Genomic DNA, 25,004 nt, shown 5'->3' with positions numbered 1-25,004 from the left:
GCGGACACCGTACGTGCCCCCCGCGCATGCCCCGGCCCGCGTCACGGCGGCGCCGAGCCGGGGAGTGCCTTGCTTGCGGACTTCTCCTCGGCTCCGCGCGTCGGGTGACGGGGCCATCGGTCCGGCACGGGGATCGGCTGCCCGGGTGGCCCTGGAGCCGGTGACTCACCGGCTCCAGGGCCGCCGTGCGGTGCACCCGAGACTGTTGCTCAGAGCAGTCCGGCGCTGAGTTCGCCGAAGAGACGGCTCGCCGTGGGCGAGGTGAACTGGCGCTCCAGTTCCGCCCGAGCGATCTCCTTGCGGAACTCGCCTTCGTACGTGGCGTCACCGGCGTTGTGCATCAGTTCGGTGATCCAGGCCGCGAATGCCTGATAGTTCCAGATGTGGCGCAGGCAGGTGTCCGAGTAGCCGTCGAGCAGGCTCGCATCGCCTTCCCGGACCTTCTTGACGACGGCGCGGGCGAAGGTCTCGGCGTCGTAGAGGGCGAGGTGGATGCCCTTCGCGCTCATCGGGGGGACGATGTGGGCCGCGTCTCCGAGCAGATACAGCCTGCCGTGGCTCATCGGGCTGAACACCACGCACCGCAGGGGCACGATCCGCTTGTCCACGATCCGACCGGTCGGCACCTCGATGCCGAAGCGCGCCCGCAGTTCGCCCCAGATCCGCTCGTCCGGCCACTGCTCGGGAGTGTCGCCGGCCGGGCACTGAAGGTAGAGGCGACTCGCGTTCGCGCCGCGGGGGATCATGCCGGCCAGGCCGCGGTCGTGAATCGCCATGCCCGAGGGATCGGCCGACACCTCTGCCAGGACGCTGAGCCAGGAGTACTTGTACTCATGGGAGTAGCGGGTGAGGGCGTCGTCGGGGACGGATGCCCTGCTGACGCCGTGGAATCCGTCGCAGCCGGCGACGAAGTCGCAGCCGATGGCCTTCGCCTCGCCGTCGGTGTTCCGGTAGCGGACCAGGGCACGCGCGCCGAGGAGGTCCTGCGGGGTGACGTCCAGGGCCTCGAAGCGCAGGTCGCCGCCGCCGAGCAGGAACGCGTCCGTGAGGTTGCGGACGAGGACCTGCTGGGGACAGAAGACACTGTCGTTGTCGTCGTCCTCGTCGAACTCCATCGGGTACATGACTTCGTCGATCCAGATGCCGCCGGTGATCTCCGAGGCGGCATCACCGTCCTTCGTCACATCTTCCAGGCCCCACTCACGGAACATGCGCACCCCGCGGCTGTCGATCGTCCCGGCGCGCTGCCGCTGTTCGACGTATGCGCGGCTGTGCTTCTCGACGACGACACAGCCGATGCCGCTGCGCAGCAGGAAGTTTCCGAGGGTGAGCCCGGCGACGCCGGCCCCGACGATGACGACGGTCGTGTTCTCAGGTGTCTCGACCATGTGCTTTTCCGAGCCTCCTCGCGAATGCGTGGCCGAACCCGACCGCAGGGGGCGTGGACGGCCTCACCGCCCGGATGGTGCGGCGCGCTGCCACCACTGTGGGCGCCCCGACGGCAGCCGCAAACTGGTGAACGGACACCGGATACCGGAAAGTCGCCAACCTGTTCCCACGGTTACCTGACGTCGTTGCTGCGCAAAGCCGACTGGTAGCGGCCCGGCGTCTGGCCGACGACCTCGGTGAACGCGTCGATGAAACTGGAGGGATTGGACCACCCGCACGCCATCGCCGTATCGGTGACCGACAGACCACCGGTGAGATGGGCCAGGGCGTGATGGATACGCAAAATCGTGCGCCAGCGGTGGAAGCTCATGCCGAGTTCGGTGTGGAACAGGCGGCTCAGGGTGCGCTCACTGGCTCCGGCGATGTGTCCCAGCTCGGCCAACGTAATGGCTCGGCCGGGCTCGGCGTGCAGGAGGTCGGTGACCGAGCGCAGTCGGTCGTCCCGGGGTTCGGGCAGATGCAGGGACTGCTCGGGGGTCTCCGCCAGTTCGTCGATCACCACGGCGAGCAGTCGCGCATAGGCCCCGGGGCGGATCTCCTCCCGGTCCGTGAGCGCCAGGACGGCCTCGCGCAGGAGTGGACTCACCGCGAACACGCTGGGGTGCGCCACGAGTTCGCCGCACAACTCGATGGGGACGGCCAGGAGGCGGGCGTCGGTCTCGCCGTAGAACCGGTGGGAGTGTTCGAACCCGGGCGGCGTCCACGTCACCCGGTGGGCCGGTGCGACCCAGGTCCCGCGTTCGGTCGTGGTGGCCAGAACGCCGGCGGCCGCGTACACGAGCTGGCCCTCGGCATGGGAGTGCGGGTCGAGCTGGTAACCGTGCGGGATCCAGCCGCCGCTGCGCGGCGTCGTCGGCCACAGCGGCGAGGGCGCATCCGAAATCTGGCGGGTTTCCGGCATGGTCGGTCAGTTTACCGGTGGACCGATGCTCGTGTGCACACCAAGCATTGCCCCATGCGCCACAACACCCGGAGCGCGCATCGGAGGAGCCCGATGAGTAGCCAAGGACCACGTCCGCGTCGACGGATGCTGACCCTGACGGTCCGGCACCGCGAACGCATCAGTCCCCACTTCGTATCCCTCACGCTGGGCGGAGACGACTTCCGGCATCTGGAGCAGGCCGGGTACGACCAGGCGGGGCGCCTTTTCATCCCCGGCCCCGGCCAGGAGGAGATCGTGCTCCCGAGCAGCGAGAAGTGGATGCTTTGGTACACCCTCCAGGCGAGCGCGAAGCGCCCCCGGGTCAGGACCTATACGATCCGGCGCTTTCGGCCGGATGCCTCGGCAATCGACGTGGAGGTCGCCGTCCATCGGGAAGCTTCCGACCGGCCCGCTCCGCCCGGGGCCACCTGGGCGCTGACGGCCAAGCCCGGCGACAAGGTCGGCTTCCTCGACGAAGGACACCACTATCGGCCCACCCCCGGTGCCGGCCGGCAACTCCTCGTCGGCGACGAGAGCGCACTGCCGGCGATCCTCGCCATCCTGGAGCGCTGCACCGACGCGTTGCCTGCCCAAGTCTTCCTCGAAGTCCCCACCGACCAAGACGTACGCCCCGAGATCATCGCGCCGACGACAGCCGAGATCCACTGGCTGCCGCGGAACGATCCCGCCATGAAACCCGGCACGCTCGCCCTTCGAGCCGTGCGCGAGGCACATCTGCCCGACGGCCCCTTCTATACCTGGACAGCGGGTGAGTCTTCACTGGCCACCGGTATCCGAAGGCATCTCCTCGGCGAACGCAGCACACCGAGGTCCGACATCACTTTCCGCGGCTACTGGAAACACGGCAGAGCCGGCCTGTGACCGAACCGGGGCGCCGGCACCGACGCCGGCACGGCAAGCGGCATGGTCGCTCGCGGGACGATCCGGGTGAACCCGCTTTGCTCCCGCCGCTACTCCGCCACTCTTCCCAACGTCCGGCTGCAAGGCAGGTCTTCACGAAGGGCGTTGCGGTGGGTGTGTCGTTCGGGTGGTCGTGGGGCGTCACGTTGCGTGGTGCGGGTTCGCGCGCCGCGGAGCCGTTTGGATGGGGGTGACCGTCGACCACAGTCTTCTTGGGGGTGCGCCGTTCGTACCGGCCGCAGCACCGTCGCCGGCAGCACCCGCAGCAGCGGGGAAGAACGCACGGATGGCCAACGCCGTGACGGCGGCGCGGACCCGGCGCCGGCACGCCCGCGGCCGCGAGGAGCAGCGGAATCCACCGCCGGGACACCCTCGGAGCGGGTGGTCGTGGAACGCGTGTGCGTAGTCGTGGGGCAGGCGCGGGACCTCGACGGGGCGGGGCGGCGCTTGAAACGGCCGGCCCCCGTCCCCGCCGCCGCGGAACCAGGTCCGGATCACGCGGTCGAGCCCGGGCGCGGGGAGCGTCGGCGAGTGCACCATCACCGACAACCGGCACCACGGATCGTCACCCGCGACAGGGGCGAGGGAGCCTCGGTGCGAGTGCGCGCCCGTTGCCGTGGGATTCGAGGAGGATGACCCACCACGATGCCGGAGAACGGCCAGGGCGGCGCCCGCGTAGCCCGCCCAGTAGCCGAATGCGACGATCCGACGACCTCGGGCGTCGAGGAGGTGTTCGAGGTCGAGCAGTGTGCCGCCGCCGGCCTCGAAGCGCCGCAGCAACCGCGGCGCCTGCGGCTGCCCCTTGTAGGAGTGCCCGAAGAAGATGCGCCGATGGATCAACTCCGCCGGCTCGTCGGGCAGTTCCTTGAGGCCCAGGACGTAGTCCGTGGTGGGACAATTGCTCACCCAACTGCCTTGCGGCGCGATCGTACAGCCGGCGTCGGCGTATTCATGGGCGGGAAAGACACGCTGCGAAGACTCCTCGACGGTCAGGTGCACCCCTCTCGCGATCAACTCGCGGGCGTCTTCGGGCACCAGAGCGGCACGTCGCTCGGTCCGCCGGGATTCGTGTCTCATCCACAGCCGCAGCATGTCGGGCACCGAATAACCGTCCGACAAATATGCCCGCTATACGACTTGCCACGCCGTTCGTCCCCTTGGGCATTGGTGGGAGCCGGCCGCCGATTCGAGGCGGTGGCTCGTGAACGTGCTCGTCGAGAACCACTCGGCCGCAAGGTCACTGCGGACGGGAAGATCACGACGGTCGCCGGCACCGGCACCGCGGGCTTCGGCGGTGACGGTGGCCCGGCCGCCCGTCCTGGGCGGTCACTTACGGAGAACGGCCTGGATTTCGAGGCTGATGGACACCTTGTTGCCGAGCGCGACGCCACCGGCGTCGATGCCGAAGTCTCGCCGGTTGATCTCCGCGGTCGCGGAGAAGCGGGCCCGCTGTCCATCCCGCTGGTCCGAGCCGAAGGCGTTCACCTCGAGGGTCAGTGGCACCCGACGTGTGACGCCGTGCAAGGTCAGTTCACCGTCGACGGCCCAATCGTCGACCGTCCGGCGGATGCCGGTCGAGCGGTAGCTCATCGTCGGGTACGTGTCGACGTCGAGGTATGCGGCGGCGCGGAGGTGGTTGTCACGCTTTTCGTTGCCGGTGTCGATGGATGCGAGGTCGATCGTCGCGGTGACCGACGAGCGCAATGGGTTCTCGTCCGTGACGAGCGTGACGTCGTGGGTGGTGAACCGGCCCCGCGTCTTGCCGATCATGAGAAGGCGGACGGAGAAGGCGATCTCGGTGTGCGCCGGGTCGGCCTTCCACGTGCCGGCCACATAGCCCGGAATCGCGGCGGTCGTGGCGGCGGAGTTCACGGCTTCGTTCATGGCTTCCTCCATGGTTGTGCGGCTGCGGCTGCGGCCGCGCGGCGAGGGGGATGGTGGATCGGGGTCGGTGCCCGTGGTTCGTCGCGAGCGATGCGCTCGCCGGTGCCCGGGAGTCCAAGACGTGGGTCGTCGCGGACAGTTGCCCGGTGTTGCTCGAATTTCTGTGATCTGTCAGGGCACGAGGTCGACCATCCCTTTGCCGTTCGTGATGTCGAGCGGCACCGAGACGTGGTCGTGCGTGATCAACCACGCGTCGTCGATCTTCCGGAAGCAGTACGTGACCCTGACCCACATACCGTCCATCGCCGTTCCGTCCTTCAGCGTGCCGCTGAGACGGGCAAAGGCGTGCCCGAAGGCCACGTCGTCGCCCACGGTGAGAGCCGGCTCGCGAACCTCGTAGGTCACGCTCTCGAAGAGAGCGAACACGGGCGCCCAGTTCCCCAGCTTCGCCGCCGCCCCCACGCTCTGGAGCGGCGGCTCGATGTCGAAGGACACGATGTCCGTTGCGTACAGCTTCTTCAGGCCCTCGGGATCCTTGGCCTGGAGTCTCTCGGCGATCAGGCCGACTTGCCGGCGAATCTCAGCTTCGTCCATCTCGCGTTGCGTAGGCATTGCGCCCCACCTTCCCTTTCGTGGAGGAACCCTGGCTCCTCACACGTTCCACTCCGCGGATTACGCTTCACCCATCAGCGCAGAATTTCGGCCCGCGCCCTCTCTGTCGGTGTTGCGATGTCCCAGTAGCGAACGATGCCCCGCGCGATACCGAAGTCGCCCGTACCGCCGGTGATGGCCATGTCGATCGAGCTTGTTCCGCTCATCCGGAGCGACTGCATCGTCAGAGAGCCACGCTTGATTTCGATGAACAGCGTTGCCGCCATTGAGGTGGTCATGATGAACTCCCTGCTCGCCGTGCGATGTGTTGGTCTCAGCACTTCGACAACACAGCCCCGCGGAATGTGAGGTCGGTGCGTCGCCTCACATGCCGCGGGGCTGTGTTGTCGAACCGCTGAGGGGGGCAGATGCGACGAAGGGAGCCGTCGGCACCATGAGTACCCGATCCGAGCCAGGACACGGCCGGCCCGATCCGGGCCTGGACGCGCTCATGAGCGAGCGGCGCCACCCGATCGATCTCGCGTACCGGCTTCTGGGCTCCCCGGCCGAGGCCGAGGACGCCGTCCAGGAGACCTACACCCGCTGGTACGCCTTGTCACGGCAGCAGCAGGACGCCATCGAGAACCCCGGCGCCTGGCCGACGACAGTCGCCGGCCGCATCTGCCTCAACCTGCTCGGCGGCGTGCCGCCGGCCGGCCTCCTCGGCGCGCCGCGTATCCGGGCCGCACAAGCTTCCACGACCGCGGCTGCCCAACGCATCGCGGTCGTCAGGGACTTCAAGCAAGCCTGGAAGGCCGAGAAGACGAGACGGCCGCCGGGGGTGGTGGTGTCCAGGCGTTCGTGCAGAGAGCAGAAGCCGATCTCGCGGCGGCGGAGTTCGCCGACCATGGTGCCCAGGTTCTCGAGGGACCGGCCGTAGCGGTCGAGCGCGGGGACGAGGCGGCATGCGCATGGCGGTGGCGGGTGAGGGGGTGCCGGCCTTTCTTCGCGCCGGTGGTTGCCTGAAATTGGTCCCGCAGTGATCGTCATGGCGAGGGGTGAGTGCCCCCGGTCAGTAGGCCAGTGCGGTCATCTGGTCGGGCTGGTGGGCGGCGACGTCGTGGGCGGCTCGGACGAAGGCGGCGACGGCTGCGGATCGCGAGGTCTCCGGCCAGGCGACCATGACCGCGCTGGGGCTGAGGCCGGTGACCGGCCGGTATGCGATGTCCGGGCGCTGGTGCCGCTTGGTGGTGGAGAGTGACAGGAACGCCACCGCCTGGCCCAGCGCGACCACCTCCAGGAGTTGCTCGACGCCGGCCACGAGCGGCCCCTCGGGAGTGTCGGCCGGCGCCAAGCCGGTGTGGCCATCGCCTGCTTCCGCTCCGTCGCATCCTGTGTAGTAGGCGGTGGTGGAGGGGGCGGCCCCTTTCCAGCGTGGGATCGGTTCGCCCTTGAGGTCGGCCGGCCGTAGTCGCCGGCGTCCGGCCAGGCGGTGACCGGCCGGGAGAACGGCCAGTCGCGGCTCGACCACGAGCGTCTGGGAATCCAGCCCTCGACCGTCGAACGGGCTGCGTAGCAGCGCTACATCGGCACGGCCGTCCCGCAGCATGGCGATCGGCTCTCCGCTGCCGCCGACGACGACTTCAGGCGGCGGCAGATGCGAACCCGTTCCCCGGTAGGCGGCGAGGATCTCCCGCAGCAGCCCGGCATCGCCTCCCGGCTTGACCGCCACGACGAGCTGGGGTGTCGGCTGACCGGCCCGGCGTGCACGCCGGGCCGCCGCGTGCACCGCGTCGACCGCGATCCGGGCCTGGTCGAGCAGCACCCGACCGGCGGTGGTCAGCCTCACCTGCCGGGTGGTGCGCTCCAGCAGGCGTACACCGAGCCGGGACTCCAGCTGAGCGATCGCCTTCGACAGCGGGGGCTGCGCCATCCCCAGGCGTTGCGCGGCCCGGCTGAAGTTCAGTTCCTCGGCGACCGCGATGAAGTACCTCAGCTCCCGCACCTCCAGCTCACTCATATCTGTGGACTATAGATCCAGAGTCTTCTGGTCTTTCCCTGCCACCCGTGGGTGAGGGGAGGCTGGGTGCCATGACGACTTCGCAGAAGACTGCTTTGATCACCGGCGCGAACAAGGGCATCGGCAAGGAAACGGCGCGCAGGCTCGCAGCCCTCGGCGTCACCGTGCTGATCGGCGCCCGCAACGCCGAGCGTGGCGAGGCGGCGACCGAGGAGCTTCGCGCGGGCGGCGCCGACGTACGGTTCGTTCCGCTGGACGTCACCGACGAGATCTCGGTCCAGGCCGCCGCCAAGCACATCGACGCCACGTTCGGCCGCCTCGACATCCTCGTCAACAACGCCGCGATCGCCGCCGGACCGCAGAAGCCGAGTGAAACCCCCGCCGCCACCGTCCGGCAGGTCTACGAGACCAACGTGTTCGGCGTCATCGCGGTGACCCACGCCATGCTCCCCCTGCTGCGCCGCTCCGCCGCCGCACGCATCGTCAACATGTCCAGCGAACTCGGCTCCCTCACCCATCTGGCCGACCCGGGCAGCCCGTGGTCCGCCTACTCCTCGATCCTCCTCCCTTACTGCACCTCGAAGAGCGCGCTGAACGCGATCACCGTGCTCTACGCCAATGAACTGCGCGCCGAAGGGATCCTGGTCAACGCGGTGAGCCCCGGCTACTGCGCGACCGACCTCAACCGCCACACCGGGATACGCACGGCGGAGGAGGGCGCGGCCGTCGCGGTTGACCTGGCGACGGCGGGCGAGGACGGCCCGACGGGCGCCCTTTTGGCCGAGGACGGGCCGATTCCCTGGTGAGACCATGCCGCGCCGCCTCCGCCCGAAGCATGGCGAGTTCGATGCCGCGGCCGAGCCGCTTGTGCTCGTGGACGACGAGGGTGACGGCGACGCCGGAGGAACGGATCTGTCCTGCCCCCTGCGATATTTCGCGGCGAATGCCCCGCCGTGCACGGTACGGCGCCACCGGACGCCCACACCCCCGCAACCATCCTTTCGGGTGATCGTGGGCTCGGGCCCGCTTGGAGGTGGATGCGGATGCGTAGAACCCTGACATCGACCCGCCTCGGACCGCCGACGCCGCGAGTGGGCGACAGGGCCGAAAAGCGTTTCGTCGGCGCCTTCGGGATGTGAAAGGAAGTGGCACATGGCCTTCAGGAAGCGCAGCGCCGCAGTAGTCGCCGCATTGCTGGTCGGAGCCGTCACGATCTCAGCCCCAGCCGCGACGGCGCGCACGGACGCGTCGGCGTGGCCGTGCAACTCGAACAAATTCTGCATCTATTACGGTACGAACGGCACCGGCGCGCACTACGAGCTTGAGGACGGCGCCTCCGACCTGAGCGTCTTGTCGGGCAGGCTCAACGACCACGTGTGGTCGGCCCGGAACAACACCAAGGACGACTGGTGCCTGTTCCGCGACGCCGGGTACAGGAACAAGATCCTCAACATCCTCGACGGCCAGAGCACCAACCTGCCGTCGCCGCAGAGGAACGAGGTGAGTTCCGTCCGGCGGTGCTGACCGCGTCCGCAAGCAATACGCGAAAGGGCGCCTCGACCGGGTCGACACGAGAATGTCCGACCACCTCGGGCAGCGGTAACACCGACTGCCCGATCCGCCGATCGGCGGATCGGGGCGCCAAGCACCGCGCGTCAGGCACGTGACACGGCTTACCGCGGCAGCGGCGGCAGGTGGCGACCCCCGCCCGGACTCGGGCCCCGGGACGCGCGGAACCGGCCTTCCGGGCCTGCGGCAACGCCCCGACCGGGGCGGCCGGGAACCCTTCCGTAGGGACCGTCGCGACGGTGCCCACGGAAGGCGGGGCGTGCACGGCCCCGACCGCGGGGACCGGGCGGGGCCGCCACGCCTCCCACACGGCGGCGAAGTTCGGATCGACGCGTGGCAGGCCGGCGGGCAACAGGAGCGAGCCGTTGTTTCGGAACGTCCGAGGTGGAAGGCACCGCGTGATCGACCTCGTCGCCCCACGAGCGCGCCACGGTCATGTCCATCGAATCGTGGCCTCGGGACCATCAACCGCAGGCGGCGGTCGACCATCGGGCAACGAGCGCGCCGTAGTCGATGTTGCCGAGAGCCATGGTGATGTGACTTCATGGGAGTCACGATGAGCATCAGGGTCGAAGTCGTCGCACAGGTGGCTCTTGCGCGGCGTTGGCAGAGTCGCGGTGGAGGGGCATGTTCGAGCGCATGAGGGCGAGTTCGGCCGCGCGTAGAAACGCGAACGAGGCCCGCTTGGCCGGTCTGACGCCGGACGCGACGGCGATGGCGGTACGCATCGCCCGAGAGATGGTGTACGGCAGGCGTATTCAGGCAAAGTACGACCGACGGGTTTGGAAAGCCAACCGCCGGAACCCGGAGCTACCTCGAACAGCCCGTCCCGGTATGGAATCCGTCAAAGAAGCGAAGCGTGAACTTCGCCGGGCACGGCGAGACGATCGCCTGCTGCGAAGGGCGCTTCGACGAGGACGCAACGCGACGACGAGGGCCGGGGATTCGTCACCATCGGGCCTCGACGCCCAGTTCTTCGAGGCTGAAGTCGACCATCACGTGGCGCATTTCGGAGAGTTCGCCGCGAGAGCCGGCATGCAACACTTCGGCGAAATCACCAGATTCGAGGAGGCCAGGAATCCTCCGGACGCCTCCGCCGCGATCTCCTCGGTAACGCGCGCCCCGTCTGCCCAAGTACGCACCGCGGACACCGTGCCGGCCCTCTCCGTCGTGGCCCTGGGCCTCAAGCCCGCCGCGTGGAAGGCACCGCGGACGCCACTGAAGCCATCACAAGTCAACCATCGCCGTTCCGGTGTGGAGATCACCCCCTTCGTCACCGAACAAGGCGCCCGCAAGGGCGCCATCATCGAGCGAAAACTCTGGCTGTCGTAGTCGCACGGCGGTCCGCTGGACCGGGATTCGGTCGCCCACCGTGTCTCTCGACAGGGCCCGACCGGTCGCTCCGCTCTTGTGGGTGAGGCAGTCGGCGACCTGTGCAATTGCCACTACCGACTCATTGCGTTTTCAGCTTGCGGCTTCCGGCTCGGTTCTTTGCGATGTTTCGAATCTTCTTGCTGCTGCCCGACTCGGCGAGCAGGGCGAGTACCGCCGGCGACGTCGACCCCTCGGCGAGGACGCGCTGCATCCAGTCCGTGACCTTGGCCAACTCGACCGGTGTCGGCACGTGACCGTCCTCGATGGACAGGTAGGACAGCCCGTCGTGGATACGGCGGCGGATGAACTCGCGGTACCCCTCCGTCTCGAGCCGGCCGATCTCCGGCAGTAGTTCGGCCGACCACTGGCGGAACTCGGCAGGACCGGTCACCTTCGTCGCGATCCTGTCCACGAGGGCGACCACCGCCGATTTGGACACCATCTCGATGGGGTCGCGCAGGATCGTGGCCACGATCGCGCGGTCTCGGTCGCGGCTCCGCGAGGAAGCGGTCACCAAGACGACGCGTCGGTACGCCGACGACCGCACGTGCTCGTCCGCGACGGCATCGTCGACGTCCACGTCGAGGATGCCGGTTCCCGCCGGCAACTCGGCCACATCGGAATGCAACGTCTTCATCCCTTCTCGCAGGGCCGGACTCGCCGGGCGGCCCGCCGCTGTGCCGCGCCCCCCAGCGTCCTGCGACGTGGTGTCCGTGTCGCACCTCGCTTCGTGAGCACGAGGACGGTGGCCGTGAGGAGTTCCTCGGCATTGGCGCGCCGGTGCTCATGCTGGGCGCCATTCTTGCGGTGATCCGCGGTAAACGGCCTGGGGCTCGGCCGCCCCCGGAGTGAAGCGTCTCGCAACCGACGAGAGGACGGCGAGACAGGGGTGAGACCTGGCGGCAAAGGGCGTGTATCGCGTCGCGACGAATCTGTGGGATTCGTCGTCAAGGCGGTCCTGGTCCGGTAGATCGTCGTGTGGTGACGCTCGGTGCAACTGACGGACCTGGAGCGGGAGTGCATCGGGTTGCATCTGCCGATCGGTGCGTACGGTCCGTATCCCGGGCGGCTGCGGCGGCAGTTCGAGGGCGTGATCCGGAGGTTTCGGACGGGTGCGCAGTCGCGTGGGATGCCGGAGCGGTTCGGTGCGTGGCCGACCGTCCACACCGATTCCGGCAGTGGCGGGACGCCGGTGTCTTCGAAGCCCTGTCGGAGGGCCTGATCGCGGAGGTTCGAGCGGCCTCCTGTCCGGCCCGTGTCGACCTCGCCGACTTCCTTGCCATGGCAGACCTGCGGCCGGCATCGGACGCCGAGGTCTCCTTCCAAGGCGCATGCACGCCTCAGGGGCCAACTCGTCAAGCTGGGCACTCCACGCCTCCCGTATAGCCTGTCGGTCTGTTCGAACGGATTGAGGGGTCGAAGTGGACGTCGAACGACCGCATGCCGCGATCGAGCTCCCTGAAGGGTCCTGGTGGGAATGGGATGTCCTCGCTTGGGACGGTGGTCATTTCCGGCTCGCGGCCGATTTCGACCTCAGCTATCACCACGGGCTGGAACTGGCCTTCACCGCCCCGCTCTTCGTCAGCTGCCCGGCGGTCTTTCAGGATCCCGCCTTCCGCGCGCCCACGGTCGAGGAGTTGCGCAGGATCACCCGTCAGCTTGGCGGAAGGCCGCCTGTGCTGGTCGCCTTCGAGGCGGACGCAGGCGGGTCGGAGCCCGTCTCGTGCCTTGTCGCCGCAGAGCGGCTCGACATAGTGCAGGAGACCGTCCTGAGGTACTGGCGAGAGGATGCGGCCCCCGGCCGGCGGTTCGCTCCGTGGGTTCAGCCCCCAAGCCCGTGACGATGCCGGGTTGGGAGTCACCGGACGTCCGGGGAGACCTGTCGCCTGGAGAGGGACGGCTTTCGTCGCTCTTGCCAACCGGCTCCGGCACCCCGTCACGGTCAGGCCCGTAGGCCGCGGTTCGGATGGCCGTGGACGTGCTCGATCACTTCGACCTGCCGGTGAAGGCATACCGACTCGACACCGACGCTGCGCCACGGTGGGCTATTGTGCCGATGCTCCAACGGGGACAAGGCCTGTGTCAGGTCGAGGAGTTGATGTGGTCATGAGGCGAGTGGCGTTACTCGCGGTCGGTGTGGCGTCGAGCTTGGCGCTCGCGGGATGTTCCGGTTCCGGCGGCGGTCCGAAGGGCCCGCAAGCGAGCGGGTCGGCCGGAGCGGGGACCGTGTCGGGCGGCGGGAGGCCGTCCGCGGCGGCCACGTTTCCCGGTGAACCACCGCCGGGCGTACGGGGCGCGCCCCTGTGGTCGGCGCAATTGACCGGCCAGGGCGCGGTCGCCGAACCCGTCGGCACGAGCGTCGCCTTGATCACGCCCGCCGGCGGTGAAGGACACGCCATGACCGTGGAGTTGCGCGACGCGGTGACGGGCGCGAGGCACGCCACGGTCGAGATGGCCGGCAAGCCGGTCGCGACCACCTGGCACGGCCGCCCCGCACTGCTGACGCAGACGGTGCGAACGACACCCTCCGATGGGATCTCGCCGGAGAAGCAGGTCTGGCAGGTCGACGTCCTCGACGAGAAGGGGCAACGTATCGCGCACAGGGAATACCCCGACCGGGACAAGCCCTTCATCGTCGACGGCCGACGCGTCGTCACCGAGAAGGGCAAGGGAAGCAACCCCGGCGCCCTGGTGATCAGCGACGCCGGCAGCGACGCTCCGGGCTGGCGGATACCCTGCCAGGACCAGGCCTGCTTGGACGACGACGCCACCGTCGCCCACGGCGTGGTCGTCCACCATCGCCGCGACAGCAGGACGGGCATCCACAAGGCGGAGACTCTGGCCGGGTTCGACGCCGCCACCGGGGCCGTCCTGTGGACGCCGCAGAACCTCGCCCGGCCGGCCGGAGCGGCCGCCACCGCGGAACCCGACCTCGTCAAACAACAGAGCGGCAAACTCGTCATCGGCTGGTACACCCTCTCGCCCGACACCGTCGCCTACAGCGTCAACGACCCCACCACCGGCAGACTCCTGGCGACCGGTCCGACACTCTCGGGCACGCCCAAATCCGGGCTCTCCGACACCCGGGGAACGATCGTCGTGGTCGCGACGACGACGACCACCGCCGCTTGGGAGACCGACACGGGAAGGTTGCTGTGGCAGCAGGCCAAGGACGAGGTCCGCCTGGACCCGGTCGCCGTCGTCGGCCCCGTCCTGTACTCCGGCGAGAAACCCCCGATGGCCGTCGACCTGCGCACGAAAGCCGTCCTCCAACGCACCGTCTCGGCCATGCCCCGGCCGGTGGGCACCGACCACGCCGTCGTCACCCCCACCTCCGGAACCGCCTACGTCTTCGCCACCCGACAAGACTGACCAGCACACCAGGCGACCGGGCACGCGGCACCGCGTCGACGGCCGGGAACCTGCGCGATCACGTGCCATGAGCAGGCGAGGACCGACCCGACCACACTCCCGGCCGACGTCACACCACCGGCGGTCGACGACCTCACCGGAAACAGTGGTCCGCGACACACCTCGGCCGGCTTCGGTGCCCTCATGGGAGGCGCTCGCTGGACAAGCGGCTGCATCACCGGGGATCTCGGCCCACACGGTCTTGCCTCCTCGATGGCGCGCGACGGTGAGCCGTCCGCCCAGCTCGTGGAGCAGGGCACCGACGATGGCCGTGCCGCGGCCGCAGGTGGCGTCGGTGGAGGAGGCGACCTGCCGTGGGCCGGCCGTGCGGTTGTCCCGGACCCCGAGCCGCAGCCGTCCTGAGTCACCCATCTCCAGGGTGATACGGATGCTCGGCGTCGACGCGCCGGCGTGCACGACCGCGTTCGTGAACAGCTCGGTGGCCACCAGCCCGCCGAGTACGGCGCCCTCCCGGCCGGCACCGGACCCTAGGGGGGCCCGAGCGCCGCCGGCCCCGCGGCGACGAGTGGCCGGACCGCCTCTCCGACGGTGCCGAATGCTCCGCCGGGCGTTTTGCCCTCCGTGTAGCGCCGGTGGATGCCTTCGCAGATGACCGCGAGTTTGTAGTGGGCGAGAGCCAGGTGGAAGGACAGGTCCGCGACCGAACGGTGGCTTTGGTCGGCGTAGCGGGCGATGGTCGCCTCGGGGCCCAGGTAGCCCGGAGAGCGGCCCGCGTCGCCCAGTTCCGGCACGTCGAAGATCTCCGTCATGGAGCTGTAGACGACGAGCAGTGCGAGATCCGTCAAGGGATCACCCAGCGTCGCCATCTCCCAGTCCAGAATCGCCGTGACCCGACCGTCGCTGATCAGCAGGTTGTCGAGCCGGTAATCGCCGTGCACGATCGCGGCGGTTCCGTCGTCCAGCGAGACGTCCGCGACAGTCCCCGCCCGCGCCTCGAGAGCGTGCAGCAGTTCATCCGCCCCCTCGATGGGGCGGCGCAGGGACCCGGCCATTTGCCGTCCCCAGCGCTCGACCTGGCGGATCAGAAACCCCTGCGGGCGACCGAACTCGGCGAGGCCGATCTTTCTCGGATCGACCGCGTGAAGTCGGGCCAGCGTGTCGACCATCACCTCGCAGATGCGCATGGTCGCGGCGGGCCCTTCGGCCCTCAGCTGCTCCGCTGTGCGAAACGGTGTGCCCGCGACTCGCTCCATGACGTAGAACGGGGCGCCGATGACCTCGGGATCGTCGCAGTAGGCCATGGTTTCGGGAACGGGGACGTCCGTGTGAGCGAGTGCCCTCAGCACCACGAACTCGCGCTTCATGTCGTGCGCGGTCGCTTGGACATGCCCGAGCGGGGGCCTGCGGAGGATGCGTGCCGTCGTCCCGTCGGATACGGCGAAGGTCAGGTTCGACCGACCGCCTGTGACCGGTTCGGCCGTCAGCTCGGGACCGAGATCGCCGGGGGCATGCCGCGCATACCACTTCGCAAAGCGCGCAAGGTCAAGCGGTGGCACGGTTTCGGCTTCCCGGCTTCCGCCGCTCTCGGTCACCAGCGTCCTCACCACTCTCCGCCATCTGAAAACGTCCAGCTCGAAACGTGCGCGGCCTCGGCTGTTCGGTTCGCCCCGGTCGGCGCGGTCATGTCGAGAGGTTGAGGCCGTTGACCCACAACTTGGTACAGACGGCGACGATCTCCTCGAGATCGCGTGGTCCCTCCTCCAGCGCGAAGCACTCGAAGGCCAGCCGGCTCACCATCAGGGACAGCGCACGGGCCGCCAACTCCGGGTCCACGGTGGGGTCCGCGAGTCCGCGGTCCTGCAACTCCTTGATCCGACGGGCGTTGCGTTCGCCGAAGGCGCGCGCGCTGCGCGCTCTGACCTCCTCGAACCGGGGATCGATCATCGCCACCTGCTGCATCAGCTTCATGAGCTTGGCGTTGCGCTTGTAGGCGACCAGATAGGCCCGATTGCTCGCCTCGATGACGGCGGCCGGCCCCTCGTCCTCCGGCACGTGAGGCATGCCGGGATGGAGCATGTCGTGCCGTGCCGCGCCGATCACCGCCGCGAAGACTTCTTCCTTGCCCTCGAAGTAGGTGTAGAACGTCCCGATCGAGCAGTTCGCTTCGGTGGTGATGTCGACGAGTCGAGCGTTGAGGAAGCCGTCGCGCTCGAAAACGACTCGGGCCGCCTTCACCAGTGCCTCACGGGTACGCAGGCCCCGGCGGGTGGTGGGCATCTCCTTGGTCGAGGCGCCTGCGATCAGCGAGCCGATCGAGGCCATGGAGTCGCCGGCCATGGAGTGGCCGTCCGTCGCACTCACGACAGAACCATTGTCGAGTTCGGATTCATATTTGATGGTACATCCACTCCGCGGTCGGTGCCGTCACCCGGTGACGAGGGAACGCTCGCGCGTCCGTCGTGCCAGCTCACGGCGTGCGATGGCACGCTTGTGGACCTCGTCCGGGCCGTCCGCGAGGCGCAGGGTGCGCAGTTCCGCGTACATGCTCGCGAGGGGGAAGTCGTCGGACAGCCCGCCTCCTCCGTGCACCTGGATGGCCCGGTCGAGGACCTTCAGGGCCACGCCGGGTGCGGCTACCTTGATCGCGGAGATCTCGGTCCGCGCGGCCTTGTTTCCGACCGTGTCCATCAGCCAGGCCGTCTTGAGGGTCAGCAGTCGGACCATCTCCAGCTCCACGCGGGACTCGGCGATCCAGTCCTGGATGTTCCCGCGCTCGGACAGTGGCTGCCCGAAGGTGGTCCGGGTCTGCGCCCGGTCGACCATGAGGTCGAGCGCCCGCTCCGCCATGCCGATCGCCCGCATGCAGTGGTGGATCCGTCCCGGCCCCAGGCGGGCCTGGCTGATCATGAACCCGTCTCCCTCGCCGGCCAGCAGGGCCGACTTGGGGACTCGGACGTCCTCGAAGTGGATCTCGGCATGGCCGACGCGGTCCTGGTAGCCGAAGACCGGCAGGCCGCGGACGATGCTGATTCCGGGTGTGTCGACCGGTACGACCAGCATGCTCTGCCGGCGGTACGGCTCGGCGCCGGGATCGGTCCTGCCCATGACGATGAGGACCCGGCACCTCTTGTGGAGGGCGTTCGAGATCCACCATTTGCGGCCGTTCAGGATGTAGTGGTCACCGTCGGACTCCATGCGGAGCCGGATATTGGTGGCGTCGGAACTCGCCACGTCAGGCTCCGTCATCGCGAACGCCGAGGCGATCTCGCCGGTCAGCAGCGGCCCGAGCCACCGCTCCTTCTGCTCATCGGTCCCGAACAGGGTCAGGATCTCCATGTTCCCCGTGTCGGGGGCGTTGGAGTTGGTTGCTTCCGGCGCCAGGTGAATGCTGCGGCCGAGAATCTCGGCGAGTGGCGCGTATTCGACATTGGTCAGACCCGGGCCCCACTCGGCGTGGGGGTGGAACAGATTCCACAGTCCGCGCCTGCGGGCTTCGGTCTTGAGCTCCTCCAGGACGGGAGGATGGAAGTTGGGATCCCCCGACTCGCGCATCTGATCCTCGTAGACGGCCTCGGCGGGATAGACGCAGTCGTCCATGAAGGACAGAAGCTTCTCGTGGTACGCGCGGCCACGGTCACTGATCGAAAAGTCCACCTGGGGTACTTCCTTCGATTGACCTGAGATTTGAACTTGAACTCAGATTCACCTTAGTCATCGCTGCGCCGCGACCAAATCACTTCGAGGCTCGTGAGGTGTTCAGGTCGGCGACGAGGTCGGTGACGAGGTCGGCGACCTTCCGGTCCTCGTCCCGGTGGTCCCGACAGTTGTCGCGCTACTTCTCGCCGAGCACGAAGGCGTGTTCGTCGACCGGTGTGCGACCCGACTCGCGGGAGTCGATGTCACCGGCCGCGGTGAGGACGGTGCCCACGGACTTTCCTTTGCGTACTCGCGTCACCGGGACGTCGAGTCGCCGGGCACGAGCTCGCCGGTCCGGAAGCACAGACGGGTCAACAGGGCCTTTGTGGCCCGGGCGCCGGGTACGTCGGCCACGAGTGCGCCGTGCCGCATCACCAGGACGCGGTCGCAGACCGCCGGCTCGTCGAAGTCACTGGAGATCAGCAGGATCGACGTGCCCTCGCGGGCGAGGCCGGCGATCGTCTCGTAGATCTCCGCGCGCGCTCCCACGTCGACGCCGACGGTCGGTTCGTCGAGGACGAGTACCGACGGGCCGGTGCGAACGTACTTCGCGAGAACCACCTTCTGCTGGTTGCCGCCACTGAGGCTGAGCACGGGTCGTGAGGTGTCGTCGGTCTTCACCGCGAACCGCTTCGCGAGCTGCCGCCCGGTCCGCCGGGACGACCTGGGCGAGAAGCCCGTGAACAAGGTCCGGGCCCGGCCGTGCGCTGCGACCGCCAGGTTGGTGTCGATGGATTCACCGAGCAGCAGCCCCTGGCTCCGGCGCTCCTCGGGGACGAGGGCAACGCCGGCGCGAATCGCGTCGTGGGGTGAACGTGGTGCATATCGTGCGCCGTCCAGCGTCATCGTCCCGCTGCTCGGCCGGTCGGCGCCGATGAGGAGGCGCGCGAGCTCGGTACGCCCGGCCCCGGCCAGGCCCGCGACTCCGAGTATCTCCCCGGCGTGCAGGTCGAAGGTCGCGCCGCTCACCTTGTCCTCCCGGCCCAACCCGCGCACGGCGAGCCGCACGGGTGCACGCGCCGCGCCCTCTGTACCGGCATGGCGAGTCGGCTCCTCGACCTCGTGTCCGACGATGTGACGCGTCAGCGACACGACGTCGAGCCGGTCGGATCGGTGCGAGCCCACGACCCGGCCGTCCCGCATGGTCGCCACCTCGTCGGAGATGAGGAGGATCTCCTCCAGACGGTGGGAGATGTAGAGCACCCCGACGCCACTCGTGGTGAGTTCCCGGATCACCCCGTAGAGGAGATCGGCCTCGTCCTGAGTGAACGACGCGGTCGGTTCGTCCATCGCGATGAAGCGGGCCGGTCTCATCAGCGACCGTGCCAGTGAGACCATCCATCGGTCGGAGACGGACAGCTTCTCGACCGGCACATCGAGCGGGATGTCGTAGCCGAGGAGCTCCCTCACCTCTCCGGCGCGCCTGCGCAGGGCCTTGGTGGCGACGAACACCGACCTCCCGGCCGCGCTCCCCAGTGCCATGTTCTGCAGGCCGGTGAACTTCGGCACCAGATTGAGCTCCTGGTGTACGAAATTCAGCCCGAGATCGGCTGCCCGCTGGGGCGATTCGATCGGCACCACCCGACCGTCGAGGGCGATCTCTCCCCTGTCCGCCTGCTCGACTCCGGCCAGAATCCGGACCAGGGTCGACTTGCCGGCGCCGTTGGCACCGCACAGTGCCAAGACCTCTCCGCCGCGCAGCGCGATCGAGACGTCGTCGAGCGCCTGAAGTCCTCCGAAGCGCTTGGAGATTCCCCGCACCTCCAGGAGTGAGGTGTGGTCGACCGGTTCGACGGGCTTGCCCCGTGCGCTCTCGATCGTCACGAACAGGACCTTTCTTCGAACAAGGAGCCTCGGAGCGAGGCATGGGACCCGTCCCGCTCAGTGCGAGGCGAGGAATTCCAGCACGCGCGGAATGACGATGTCGGGGGCCTCGATCAGGGGGCTGTGCCCGACCCTGGGGAGCATCACCAGCTCGGAGTCGGGCAGTGCGTCCGCGAGTTCCGCGGCCCAGTCCGGCGGCCGCACCCAGCATTCCGCACCGGAGATGACCAGCGCCGGCGCGGCGATGTCGCCGAGCAGTTCCACCGCGTCGTGGCGCAGCATCACTCCCAGCATCGCCGGCTTGAGGGACGTCGGCAGGGCCGCCAGGCGCCCGGTCCACAGGTCGACCGTGTCCTTCTTCGCCGGATCGTTGCGCGTGGATTCGCCGAGCATGACCCGTTCGAGCATCGCCAGACGCTCGCCGGTGAAGCCGTTCTCGCCGACGTCGTCGGTCCAGGCGACGTACTCGCCGACTGCCTCGGGCGGCTCCCGGCGCACCGACGACCCCAGGAAGACGACCGAGCGCACCAGGTCCGGACGGAACGCCGCCAGGCGCGCCGCGACATCACCGCCCATCGAGGACGCGGCGACGTGCGCCGACGTGATACCGAGCTTGTCCAGCAAGGCGGCCATGTCGCCCGCTGCCTGCTCCATCGTGAGGGTGTCGCGGTCGGCGGCGGCGCTTCGGCCCTGTCCTCGGTACTCGGGGCGTACGAACCGGAAGCGTCCGCGGCCGGCTTCGACGAGGTCGTCGAACATGCGGTTGTCGAGGAACAGCGAGTGAAGGCACAGCACCGGCGGGACGTCGGGTTCGTCGGTGTCGTCGACGTGCAGGGTGGTGCCTGCCACGGGAACGGACTGTGAACTCATTTGGTCGACTCCTTTGTTGACACGGGTGTGGGGGAGGGGGTCAAGCGCCGGCGGTCTTGCGACGGGCGACGGTCCCGACGCCGACGCCGATGATCAGCAGCAGTCCTTGGAACAGGTATTGCCAGTAGGTCTCCATGCCGATCAGTGCGATGGCGTTGAATCCCACCGCGACGGTGATCACGCCGACGAGGGTGCCGACGATGTGGAACTGGCCGTCGCGGAGCACGGCGGAGCCGAAGAAGGCGGCGGCGAAGGCGCTCAGGAGGTAGGAGTCCCCCGCGGATACCGCCGCGCCCGCGGTGCGGGTGGCGAGCAGGACGCCGGTGAGCCCGGCCAGGGTTCCGCAGATCACGAAGCCGAGGACACGAACCCGCTCGACTCGGATGCCGGACAGGCGCGCCGCGACGGGGTTTCCGCCCACCGCCTGCATGGACTGCCCCAGGACCGTGCGGTTCAGCAGCAGCCAGAGCACTGCCGCCAGGGCGATCATGATCCACACGGGATACGGGATTCCGAGGAACCGTCCGAGACTGATGGCGAGGAAGCCGTCCGGATCCTTCAGCCCCACGGGCCGACCGTCCGCGACGGCGTAGTTGACGCCGATCGCCATCGTCCCCACGCCCAGTGTGGCGACCAGGGCGTTGACGTTGAGCACCGTGACGATGAATCCGTTGAGCAGGCCGATCGCGGCGCCCACACCCACCGCGACGGCGAACGCGGCGGGGATGGATGCTCCGGCGTCCACGATCAGCTTGCACGCGAGCACGCCACCGAGGCCGGCGGTATTGCCGATGCTGAGGTCGAACTCGCCTGTGACGAGCGCGAAAGTCAGTCCCATCGCGATGACGGCCGACAGCGCACTCTGGTTGAGGATGTTGATGACGTTGTCGGAGGTGGCGAAGGTCGTCGGCGCCAGGGCGGCGACGATCGCGACGAGGATCCCCAACATGCCGAGGGAGCCGTAGCGGCCGACGACCCGCCAGGCCCGGGTTGTGCGTGCGGCCGGGGCCACCAGCGTGTGTCCTGTGTCGGTGACTGCGGTCATGGGTGACTCCTCGGGGGACCGGACGAGACCGGCTGAGAGCGGGTTGGGCGGAGAGGGCGGGCCCGGTGGCGCGAGACGGCCGCCCGCCGTCTTCGTTCACCCGAGGGCGTTGGGGAACTTCTTGAGGAATTCCGTGACGTTCTCAGGCGTGACCAGGTACATCGTGGGTGCGAGGTCCCGAGGCTCGGCGTCGCTGCCGTCCTTGACGAACTCGGGAGTCAGTTCGCCCAGTCGGGCACCCTCGGCCGTCGGATCGAAGTACGAGGTCGCCCTGAGATCACCCCGGCGCACGGCCTCGATCGCAGCCGGCGTCCCGTCGTGCCCGTAGACGAGCACGTCCTTTCGTCCCGCCGCCTGCAGCGCCGAGATCGCGCCGCGCGCCGGATCGCCGAAGCAGCCCCAGACCGCGAGCTTGCCTTTCCCCGCGGGGTGTGTGATCAGCCATGCGCGGGTGAACTCGGCGCCGGCTTCCACCTGGCCCGGGATCGGAACCTCTTTGCGCGTGACGTGAATGCTCGTCGCCCCGAGTTGGTCGTCGAACTCCTGCTCGCGACCGACGCAGGGCAGTCCGGACTTGTAGCCCAGCAGGAGCACGTCGCCCTCGCCGCCGAGATCGCCGGTCAGCAGCTTGCTGGTGTCCTTGGCGTTGCTGCGACCGAAGTCCAGACTGACCTGGACACCTTCGGCGGTGCCGCCCCCCACGGAGACGACGGGGATTCCCGCCCCCTTCGCCTGCCGCACTCCGGCAGCGAGAGTGTCGCTGGGGAAGACGGCGATGACGATCAGGTCGACCTTCTTTTGCACGTAGTTGCCGATACCGCCGATCGCCTTGTCCGGTGCGCCCTGGGAGTCGACCGACGAGACGCTCCAGCCCTTCTTCTCGGCGTAGTCGACATAGGCGTTGAGGATCGACTCCGAGGCCGGGTCGCTCGATGCGAACCGGACAACGCCGACCGTGTAGGAGCCACCGCCGGTTTTCGCCGGAACCGCGCCACCGCACGCGGCCATGGTCGCCGTCATGACGGCGATGGCGATGGCCGACCCGATCTTCATACGTCTTCGCACTGAGTCTCCTTCAGCTGTCGGTCCGCCTGTGCAGACCTGTTCGGATGGCGCCCGGGGCAGCTCTCGGGACGCCCGACGCGGTATCCCCGCGGGCTCGTACGGGTGCTCGACGCACCCGGAACCCGGTCGGTGGTGTCGTGCAAGGCACGCTAATTGAATCCGGACTCAAGTTCAAGTATGTCTGGAAATCGATCAGGATTCCCGAGAGGGTCCGTGCGCTGAAGCCGCCCCTGTGTCGCGTCGGGCAGGGAAAGGCCGGGCGGCGAGGGGCGCCGTCGGCCGGATTTCGGCCATGGGTGAAGCCCGGCAGTGGCCGGCCGGTGCTCACACGCCTGCGGTCGGGTGAGCGGACGGAGAAGTGCCGCGAACCGGAGACCTCAGCCGCGGGCGGCGGATTCCCGCAGGAGACCGGGGTCGATCGACCGCTTGAGGATCTTGCCCGTCGACCCCTTGGGGAGCGCGTCCACGAAGGCGAGCAGATGCGGGACCTTGTAGGCGGACAGGTGGGCCTTGGCCCAGGTCTTGAGACCTTCGGGGTCGGGGGTCGCACCGGGCCGCAGGACGATCGCGGCGCCCACTTCCTCACCGTAGTAGTCGTCCGGGACCCCGAGCACTGCCGCCTCCACGATGTCCGGATGCCGGTAGAGCACTTCCTCGACCTCGCGCGGGTAGACGTTGTAGCCGCCGCGGATGATCAGCTCCTTGGCCCGCCCGACGATGGTCAGATACCCCTCGGCGTCGATACATCCCAGGTCACCGGTCCGCAACCAGCCGTCGACCAGTTCCGACCGGGTGGCTTCGGGCCGGTTCCAGTACCCCTTCATCACAGTCGTGCCCTTGATGTACACCTCGCCCACGTCATCGGGTCCGAGTACCGTGCCGTCCTTGCGGATCTGCAACTCGGCTCCGGGCATGGCGACGCCCACGGTCCCGGCCTTCTGCGGCTTGTGGATGTCGTTGAACGCGGCGACGCCCGTCGTCTCCGAGAGTCCGTAACCTTCGAGGAGCGTGCATCCGAGCCGCTCCTTGTAGGCACGCAGGACCTCGACCGGGATCGTCGCGCCGCCGGATGTCCCGAACCTGAACTGCTCGAAGTCCGCCGGCCGAAACGCGCCGGCCTCCCGCAGCATCGCGATCCACATCGTGGGGACGGCCCCCAGTGCCGTCAGCCGATCGTCGCGCACCAGTTCGAGCATGGTGCGCGGGTGGAACCTTTCACAGAGGGTCAGCGACGCCCCGGCCACCAGCGTCGTGTTCATGATGACCGCCTGCCCGTAGACGTGGAACAGCGGCAACGCCGTCCCGACACGGTCCTGGGAACCGATCCCCGAGACCTTCGCGAACTCCACGGCGTTGGCCACCATGTTGGCCGCTGTCAGCTCCGCGCCCTTGGGGTGGCCGGTCGTTCCCGAGGTGTAGAGGATCATCGCGGTGTCCTCGGGCCGATGCTCCCATGCCTCCAACTGGGGCGGGACCTCGAAGTGCGCGCCGGGTCCGATCCTGCGGAACGGGACGCCGGCGGCGGTTGCGGCGACCTCGGCGGACTCCGACACGCCCTCCCAGGCAATGACGAGCGAAGGCCGAGCGTCCCGCAGGACGTGGCCGATCTCGGCGGGCGTCGCCATCGTGTTGAGGGTGACCACCGTGGCGCCGAGCGTGTGCAGGCCGTAGTAGACGATCGGGAACTCCGGCACCGTCGGAGCCACCAGGACGACGCGGTCCAGCGGACCGACGCCGGCCCTGCGGACCGCCGTCGCCACACGTCCGCTCGCTTCACGCAGTTGTCCGAAGGTGAGCTCCACCGATCCGGACCTGATGGCCAGGCTCCCCGGGCTCGTGACGGCCCTCCGCCACACAAGTGATGCCACATTGACCATGTCTGTCCTCCGCGCAATCGGGACGCCGGCCGTCAAATCAAGTGAAGCTGAATCCGCATCGATGCCGGCGCAGGACGTGGACGGTGGCGCCGTGCTCGGCGAGCAACGCGGCCGTGGCTGCTCCCAGCCCCGAGGCACCGCCAGTGACGACAGCCGCTGTTCCCGCCGGTTTCATCCGTATCTCCTTGCACTCTGCATCGGTCGGCCGGTTCGGGGCGATGAGACGACGCGGTCGAGACAGGCGCCGACCGCGGCGTCGATCTCGACGGGGTTCTCGAGCATCGGACAGTGGCCCGTGCCTGCCGGCACGCTGATCTCGCTCATCGCGATGACGGCAGCGGTGGCGTCGACCATCTCCTGCGCGACGAGCCGGTCGGCATCGCCTCGGACCAGGAGAATCGGCGCCTCGACCCTGTGGAAGCCGTCCCGCCGATCGAACGTCGTGCATCCGATGCGGTCGGGCTTGGGGACGGCCGGCGTGGCACCGGACCATCTCGTCCGCTCGGCGTGCGGGAGCGCGGGCAC

24 protein-coding genes and 3 pseudogenes are annotated in these 25,004 nt (G+C 68.7%); 8 read left to right on the top strand and 19 right to left on the bottom strand.

Annotated elements, in window-relative coordinates:
• Positions 1–209: 209 nt before the first annotated feature.
• Both OG948_RS38340 and OG948_RS38335 read right to left on the bottom strand, forming a co-directional pair.
• Positions 210–1,388 (bottom strand): 4-hydroxybenzoate 3-monooxygenase, encoded by a 1,179-nt coding sequence (locus OG948_RS38340; RefSeq protein WP_331769592.1) that lies wholly within the window; start codon positions 1,386–1,388, stop codon positions 210–212.
• 173 nt (positions 1,389–1,561) lie between these two features.
• Positions 1,562–2,350, bottom strand: a complete 789-nt coding sequence (locus OG948_RS38335; protein ID WP_331769591.1) for a helix-turn-helix transcriptional regulator — start codon at positions 2,348–2,350, stop codon at positions 1,562–1,564.
• Positions 2,351–2,443: 93 nt separating this feature from the next.
• Here OG948_RS38335 and OG948_RS38330 point away from each other — a divergent pair, with 93 nt between their 5' ends.
• Positions 2,444–3,253 carry a siderophore-interacting protein gene (locus OG948_RS38330; protein ID WP_331769590.1) on the top strand — a complete coding sequence of 270 codons (810 nt, stop codon included), beginning with the start codon at positions 2,444–2,446 and terminating at the stop codon, positions 3,251–3,253.
• A 180-nt stretch (positions 3,254–3,433) separates the two neighbouring features.
• On the opposite strand, the gene OG948_RS38325 is transcribed toward OG948_RS38330, so the two are convergent.
• The 4 genes from OG948_RS38325 to OG948_RS38310 all read right to left on the bottom strand — a co-directional run bounded on the left by OG948_RS38325 (position 3,434) and on the right by OG948_RS38310 (position 6,066).
• Positions 3,434–4,384, bottom strand: coding sequence for a hypothetical protein (locus OG948_RS38325; protein WP_331773437.1), 951 nt, complete (start codon positions 4,382–4,384; stop codon positions 3,434–3,436).
• Between the two features lie 234 nt (positions 4,385–4,618).
• Positions 4,619–5,176, bottom strand: coding sequence for a YceI family protein (locus tag OG948_RS38320; RefSeq protein WP_331769589.1), 558 nt, complete (start codon positions 5,174–5,176; stop codon positions 4,619–4,621).
• A 171-nt stretch (positions 5,177–5,347) separates the two neighbouring features.
• Positions 5,348–5,770, bottom strand: a complete 423-nt coding sequence (locus OG948_RS38315) for a YybH family protein (RefSeq protein WP_406300530.1) — start codon at positions 5,768–5,770, stop codon at positions 5,348–5,350.
• Positions 5,771–5,862: 92 nt separating this feature from the next.
• Positions 5,863–6,066, bottom strand: coding sequence for a hypothetical protein (locus OG948_RS38310; RefSeq protein ID WP_331769587.1), 204 nt, complete (start codon positions 6,064–6,066; stop codon positions 5,863–5,865).
• Between the two features lie 155 nt (positions 6,067–6,221).
• On the opposite strand from OG948_RS38310, the pseudogene OG948_RS38305 reads away from it, so the two are divergent.
• Positions 6,222–6,467, top strand: a pseudogene (locus tag OG948_RS38305) (sigma factor); the annotation flags it as partial.
• Here the strand turns inward: OG948_RS38305 and OG948_RS38300 are convergent.
• Positions 6,362–6,676 carry a hypothetical protein gene (locus tag OG948_RS38300; protein ID WP_406300881.1) on the bottom strand — a complete coding sequence of 105 codons (315 nt, stop codon included), beginning with the start codon at positions 6,674–6,676 and terminating at the stop codon, positions 6,362–6,364. The pseudogene OG948_RS38305 and the gene OG948_RS38300 sit on opposite strands and share 106 nt — an antisense overlap.
• 163 nt (positions 6,677–6,839) lie before the next feature.
• Positions 6,840–7,787 carry a LysR family transcriptional regulator gene (locus OG948_RS38295; RefSeq protein WP_331769586.1) on the bottom strand — a complete coding sequence of 316 codons (948 nt, stop codon included), beginning with the start codon at positions 7,785–7,787 and terminating at the stop codon, positions 6,840–6,842.
• A gap of 71 nt (positions 7,788–7,858) precedes the next feature.
• Here OG948_RS38295 and OG948_RS38290 point away from each other — a divergent pair, with 71 nt between their 5' ends.
• The 3 genes from OG948_RS38290 to OG948_RS38280 all read left to right on the top strand — a co-directional run bounded on the left by OG948_RS38290 (position 7,859) and on the right by OG948_RS38280 (position 10,688).
• Positions 7,859–8,593 carry an SDR family oxidoreductase gene (locus OG948_RS38290; RefSeq protein WP_331769585.1) on the top strand — a complete coding sequence of 245 codons (735 nt, stop codon included), beginning with the start codon at positions 7,859–7,861 and terminating at the stop codon, positions 8,591–8,593.
• A 346-nt stretch (positions 8,594–8,939) separates the two neighbouring features.
• Positions 8,940–9,311: a peptidase inhibitor family I36 protein gene (locus OG948_RS38285; RefSeq protein ID WP_331769584.1), complete on the top strand. Its 372-nt coding sequence runs from the start codon at positions 8,940–8,942 to the stop codon at positions 9,309–9,311.
• 672 nt (positions 9,312–9,983) lie between these two features.
• A complete protein-coding gene (locus OG948_RS38280; protein WP_331769583.1) occupies positions 9,984–10,688 on the top strand; it encodes a hypothetical protein in 705 nt (234 codons plus the stop codon).
• Positions 10,689–10,809: 121 nt separating this feature from the next.
• Here OG948_RS38280 and OG948_RS38275 read toward each other — a convergent pair whose 3' ends face one another.
• A complete protein-coding gene (locus OG948_RS38275; RefSeq protein ID WP_331769582.1) occupies positions 10,810–11,367 on the bottom strand; it encodes a hypothetical protein in 558 nt (185 codons plus the stop codon).
• Between the two features lie 354 nt (positions 11,368–11,721).
• Between OG948_RS38275 and OG948_RS38270 the strand changes: the two are divergent.
• The 3 genes and pseudogenes from OG948_RS38270 to OG948_RS38260 form a co-directional block, all read left to right on the top strand.
• A pseudogene (locus OG948_RS38270) lies at positions 11,722–11,960 on the top strand (transposase); the annotation flags it as partial.
• A 191-nt stretch (positions 11,961–12,151) separates the two neighbouring features.
• Entirely contained in the window at positions 12,152–12,571 is a 420-nt protein-coding gene (locus OG948_RS38265; RefSeq protein WP_331769581.1) for a hypothetical protein, read from the top strand.
• 556 nt (positions 12,572–13,127) lie between these two features.
• The gene (locus tag OG948_RS38260) at positions 13,128–14,102 is read left to right on the top strand and encodes a PQQ-binding-like beta-propeller repeat protein (protein WP_331769580.1); all 975 of its coding nucleotides are present in this window, start codon (positions 13,128–13,130) and stop codon (positions 14,100–14,102) included.
• A gap of 231 nt (positions 14,103–14,333) precedes the next feature.
• Here the strand turns inward: OG948_RS38260 and OG948_RS38255 are convergent.
• From OG948_RS38255 to OG948_RS38210, 10 genes and pseudogenes are all read right to left on the bottom strand, one after another.
• Positions 14,334–14,588: pseudogene (locus OG948_RS38255) on the bottom strand (ATP-binding protein); the annotation flags it as partial.
• A gap of 41 nt (positions 14,589–14,629) precedes the next feature.
• On the bottom strand, positions 14,630–15,694 hold the full coding sequence (locus OG948_RS38250; protein ID WP_406300529.1) for a phosphotransferase family protein: 1,065 nt from the start codon (positions 15,692–15,694) through the stop codon (positions 14,630–14,632).
• 88 nt (positions 15,695–15,782) lie between these two features.
• Complete coding sequence (locus OG948_RS38245; RefSeq protein ID WP_406300880.1) at positions 15,783–16,439, bottom strand: TetR/AcrR family transcriptional regulator; 657 nt, start codon at positions 16,437–16,439, stop codon at positions 15,783–15,785.
• Positions 16,440–16,526: 87 nt separating this feature from the next.
• The gene (locus tag OG948_RS38240; protein ID WP_331773434.1) at positions 16,527–17,699 is read right to left on the bottom strand and encodes an acyl-CoA dehydrogenase family protein; all 1,173 of its coding nucleotides are present in this window, start codon (positions 17,697–17,699) and stop codon (positions 16,527–16,529) included.
• Between the two features lie 354 nt (positions 17,700–18,053).
• Entirely contained in the window at positions 18,054–19,622 is a 1,569-nt protein-coding gene (locus OG948_RS38235; protein ID WP_331769579.1) for a sugar ABC transporter ATP-binding protein, read from the bottom strand.
• A gap of 57 nt (positions 19,623–19,679) precedes the next feature.
• Entirely contained in the window at positions 19,680–20,492 is an 813-nt protein-coding gene (locus tag OG948_RS38230) for an alpha/beta hydrolase (protein ID WP_331769578.1), read from the bottom strand.
• Between the two features lie 40 nt (positions 20,493–20,532).
• Positions 20,533–21,537: an ABC transporter permease gene (locus OG948_RS38225; RefSeq protein ID WP_331769577.1), complete on the bottom strand. Its 1,005-nt coding sequence runs from the start codon at positions 21,535–21,537 to the stop codon at positions 20,533–20,535.
• Between the two features lie 96 nt (positions 21,538–21,633).
• Positions 21,634–22,602, bottom strand: a complete 969-nt coding sequence (locus OG948_RS38220; RefSeq protein WP_331769576.1) for a sugar ABC transporter substrate-binding protein — start codon at positions 22,600–22,602, stop codon at positions 21,634–21,636.
• A gap of 377 nt (positions 22,603–22,979) precedes the next feature.
• Complete coding sequence (locus OG948_RS38215) at positions 22,980–24,479, bottom strand: AMP-binding protein (RefSeq protein ID WP_331769575.1); 1,500 nt, start codon at positions 24,477–24,479, stop codon at positions 22,980–22,982.
• 171 nt (positions 24,480–24,650) lie between these two features.
• Positions 24,651–25,004 carry an alpha/beta fold hydrolase gene (locus OG948_RS38210; RefSeq protein WP_406300528.1) on the bottom strand — a complete coding sequence of 118 codons (354 nt, stop codon included), beginning with the start codon at positions 25,002–25,004 and terminating at the stop codon, positions 24,651–24,653.

This window comes from Embleya sp. NBC_00888, assembly GCF_045207655.1.
Classification (GTDB): Bacteria; Actinomycetota; Actinomycetes; order Streptomycetales; family Streptomycetaceae; genus Embleya.
Note: the sequence above shows the minus strand (reverse complement) of the source record. Positions and strands in the feature narration are given on the sequence as shown.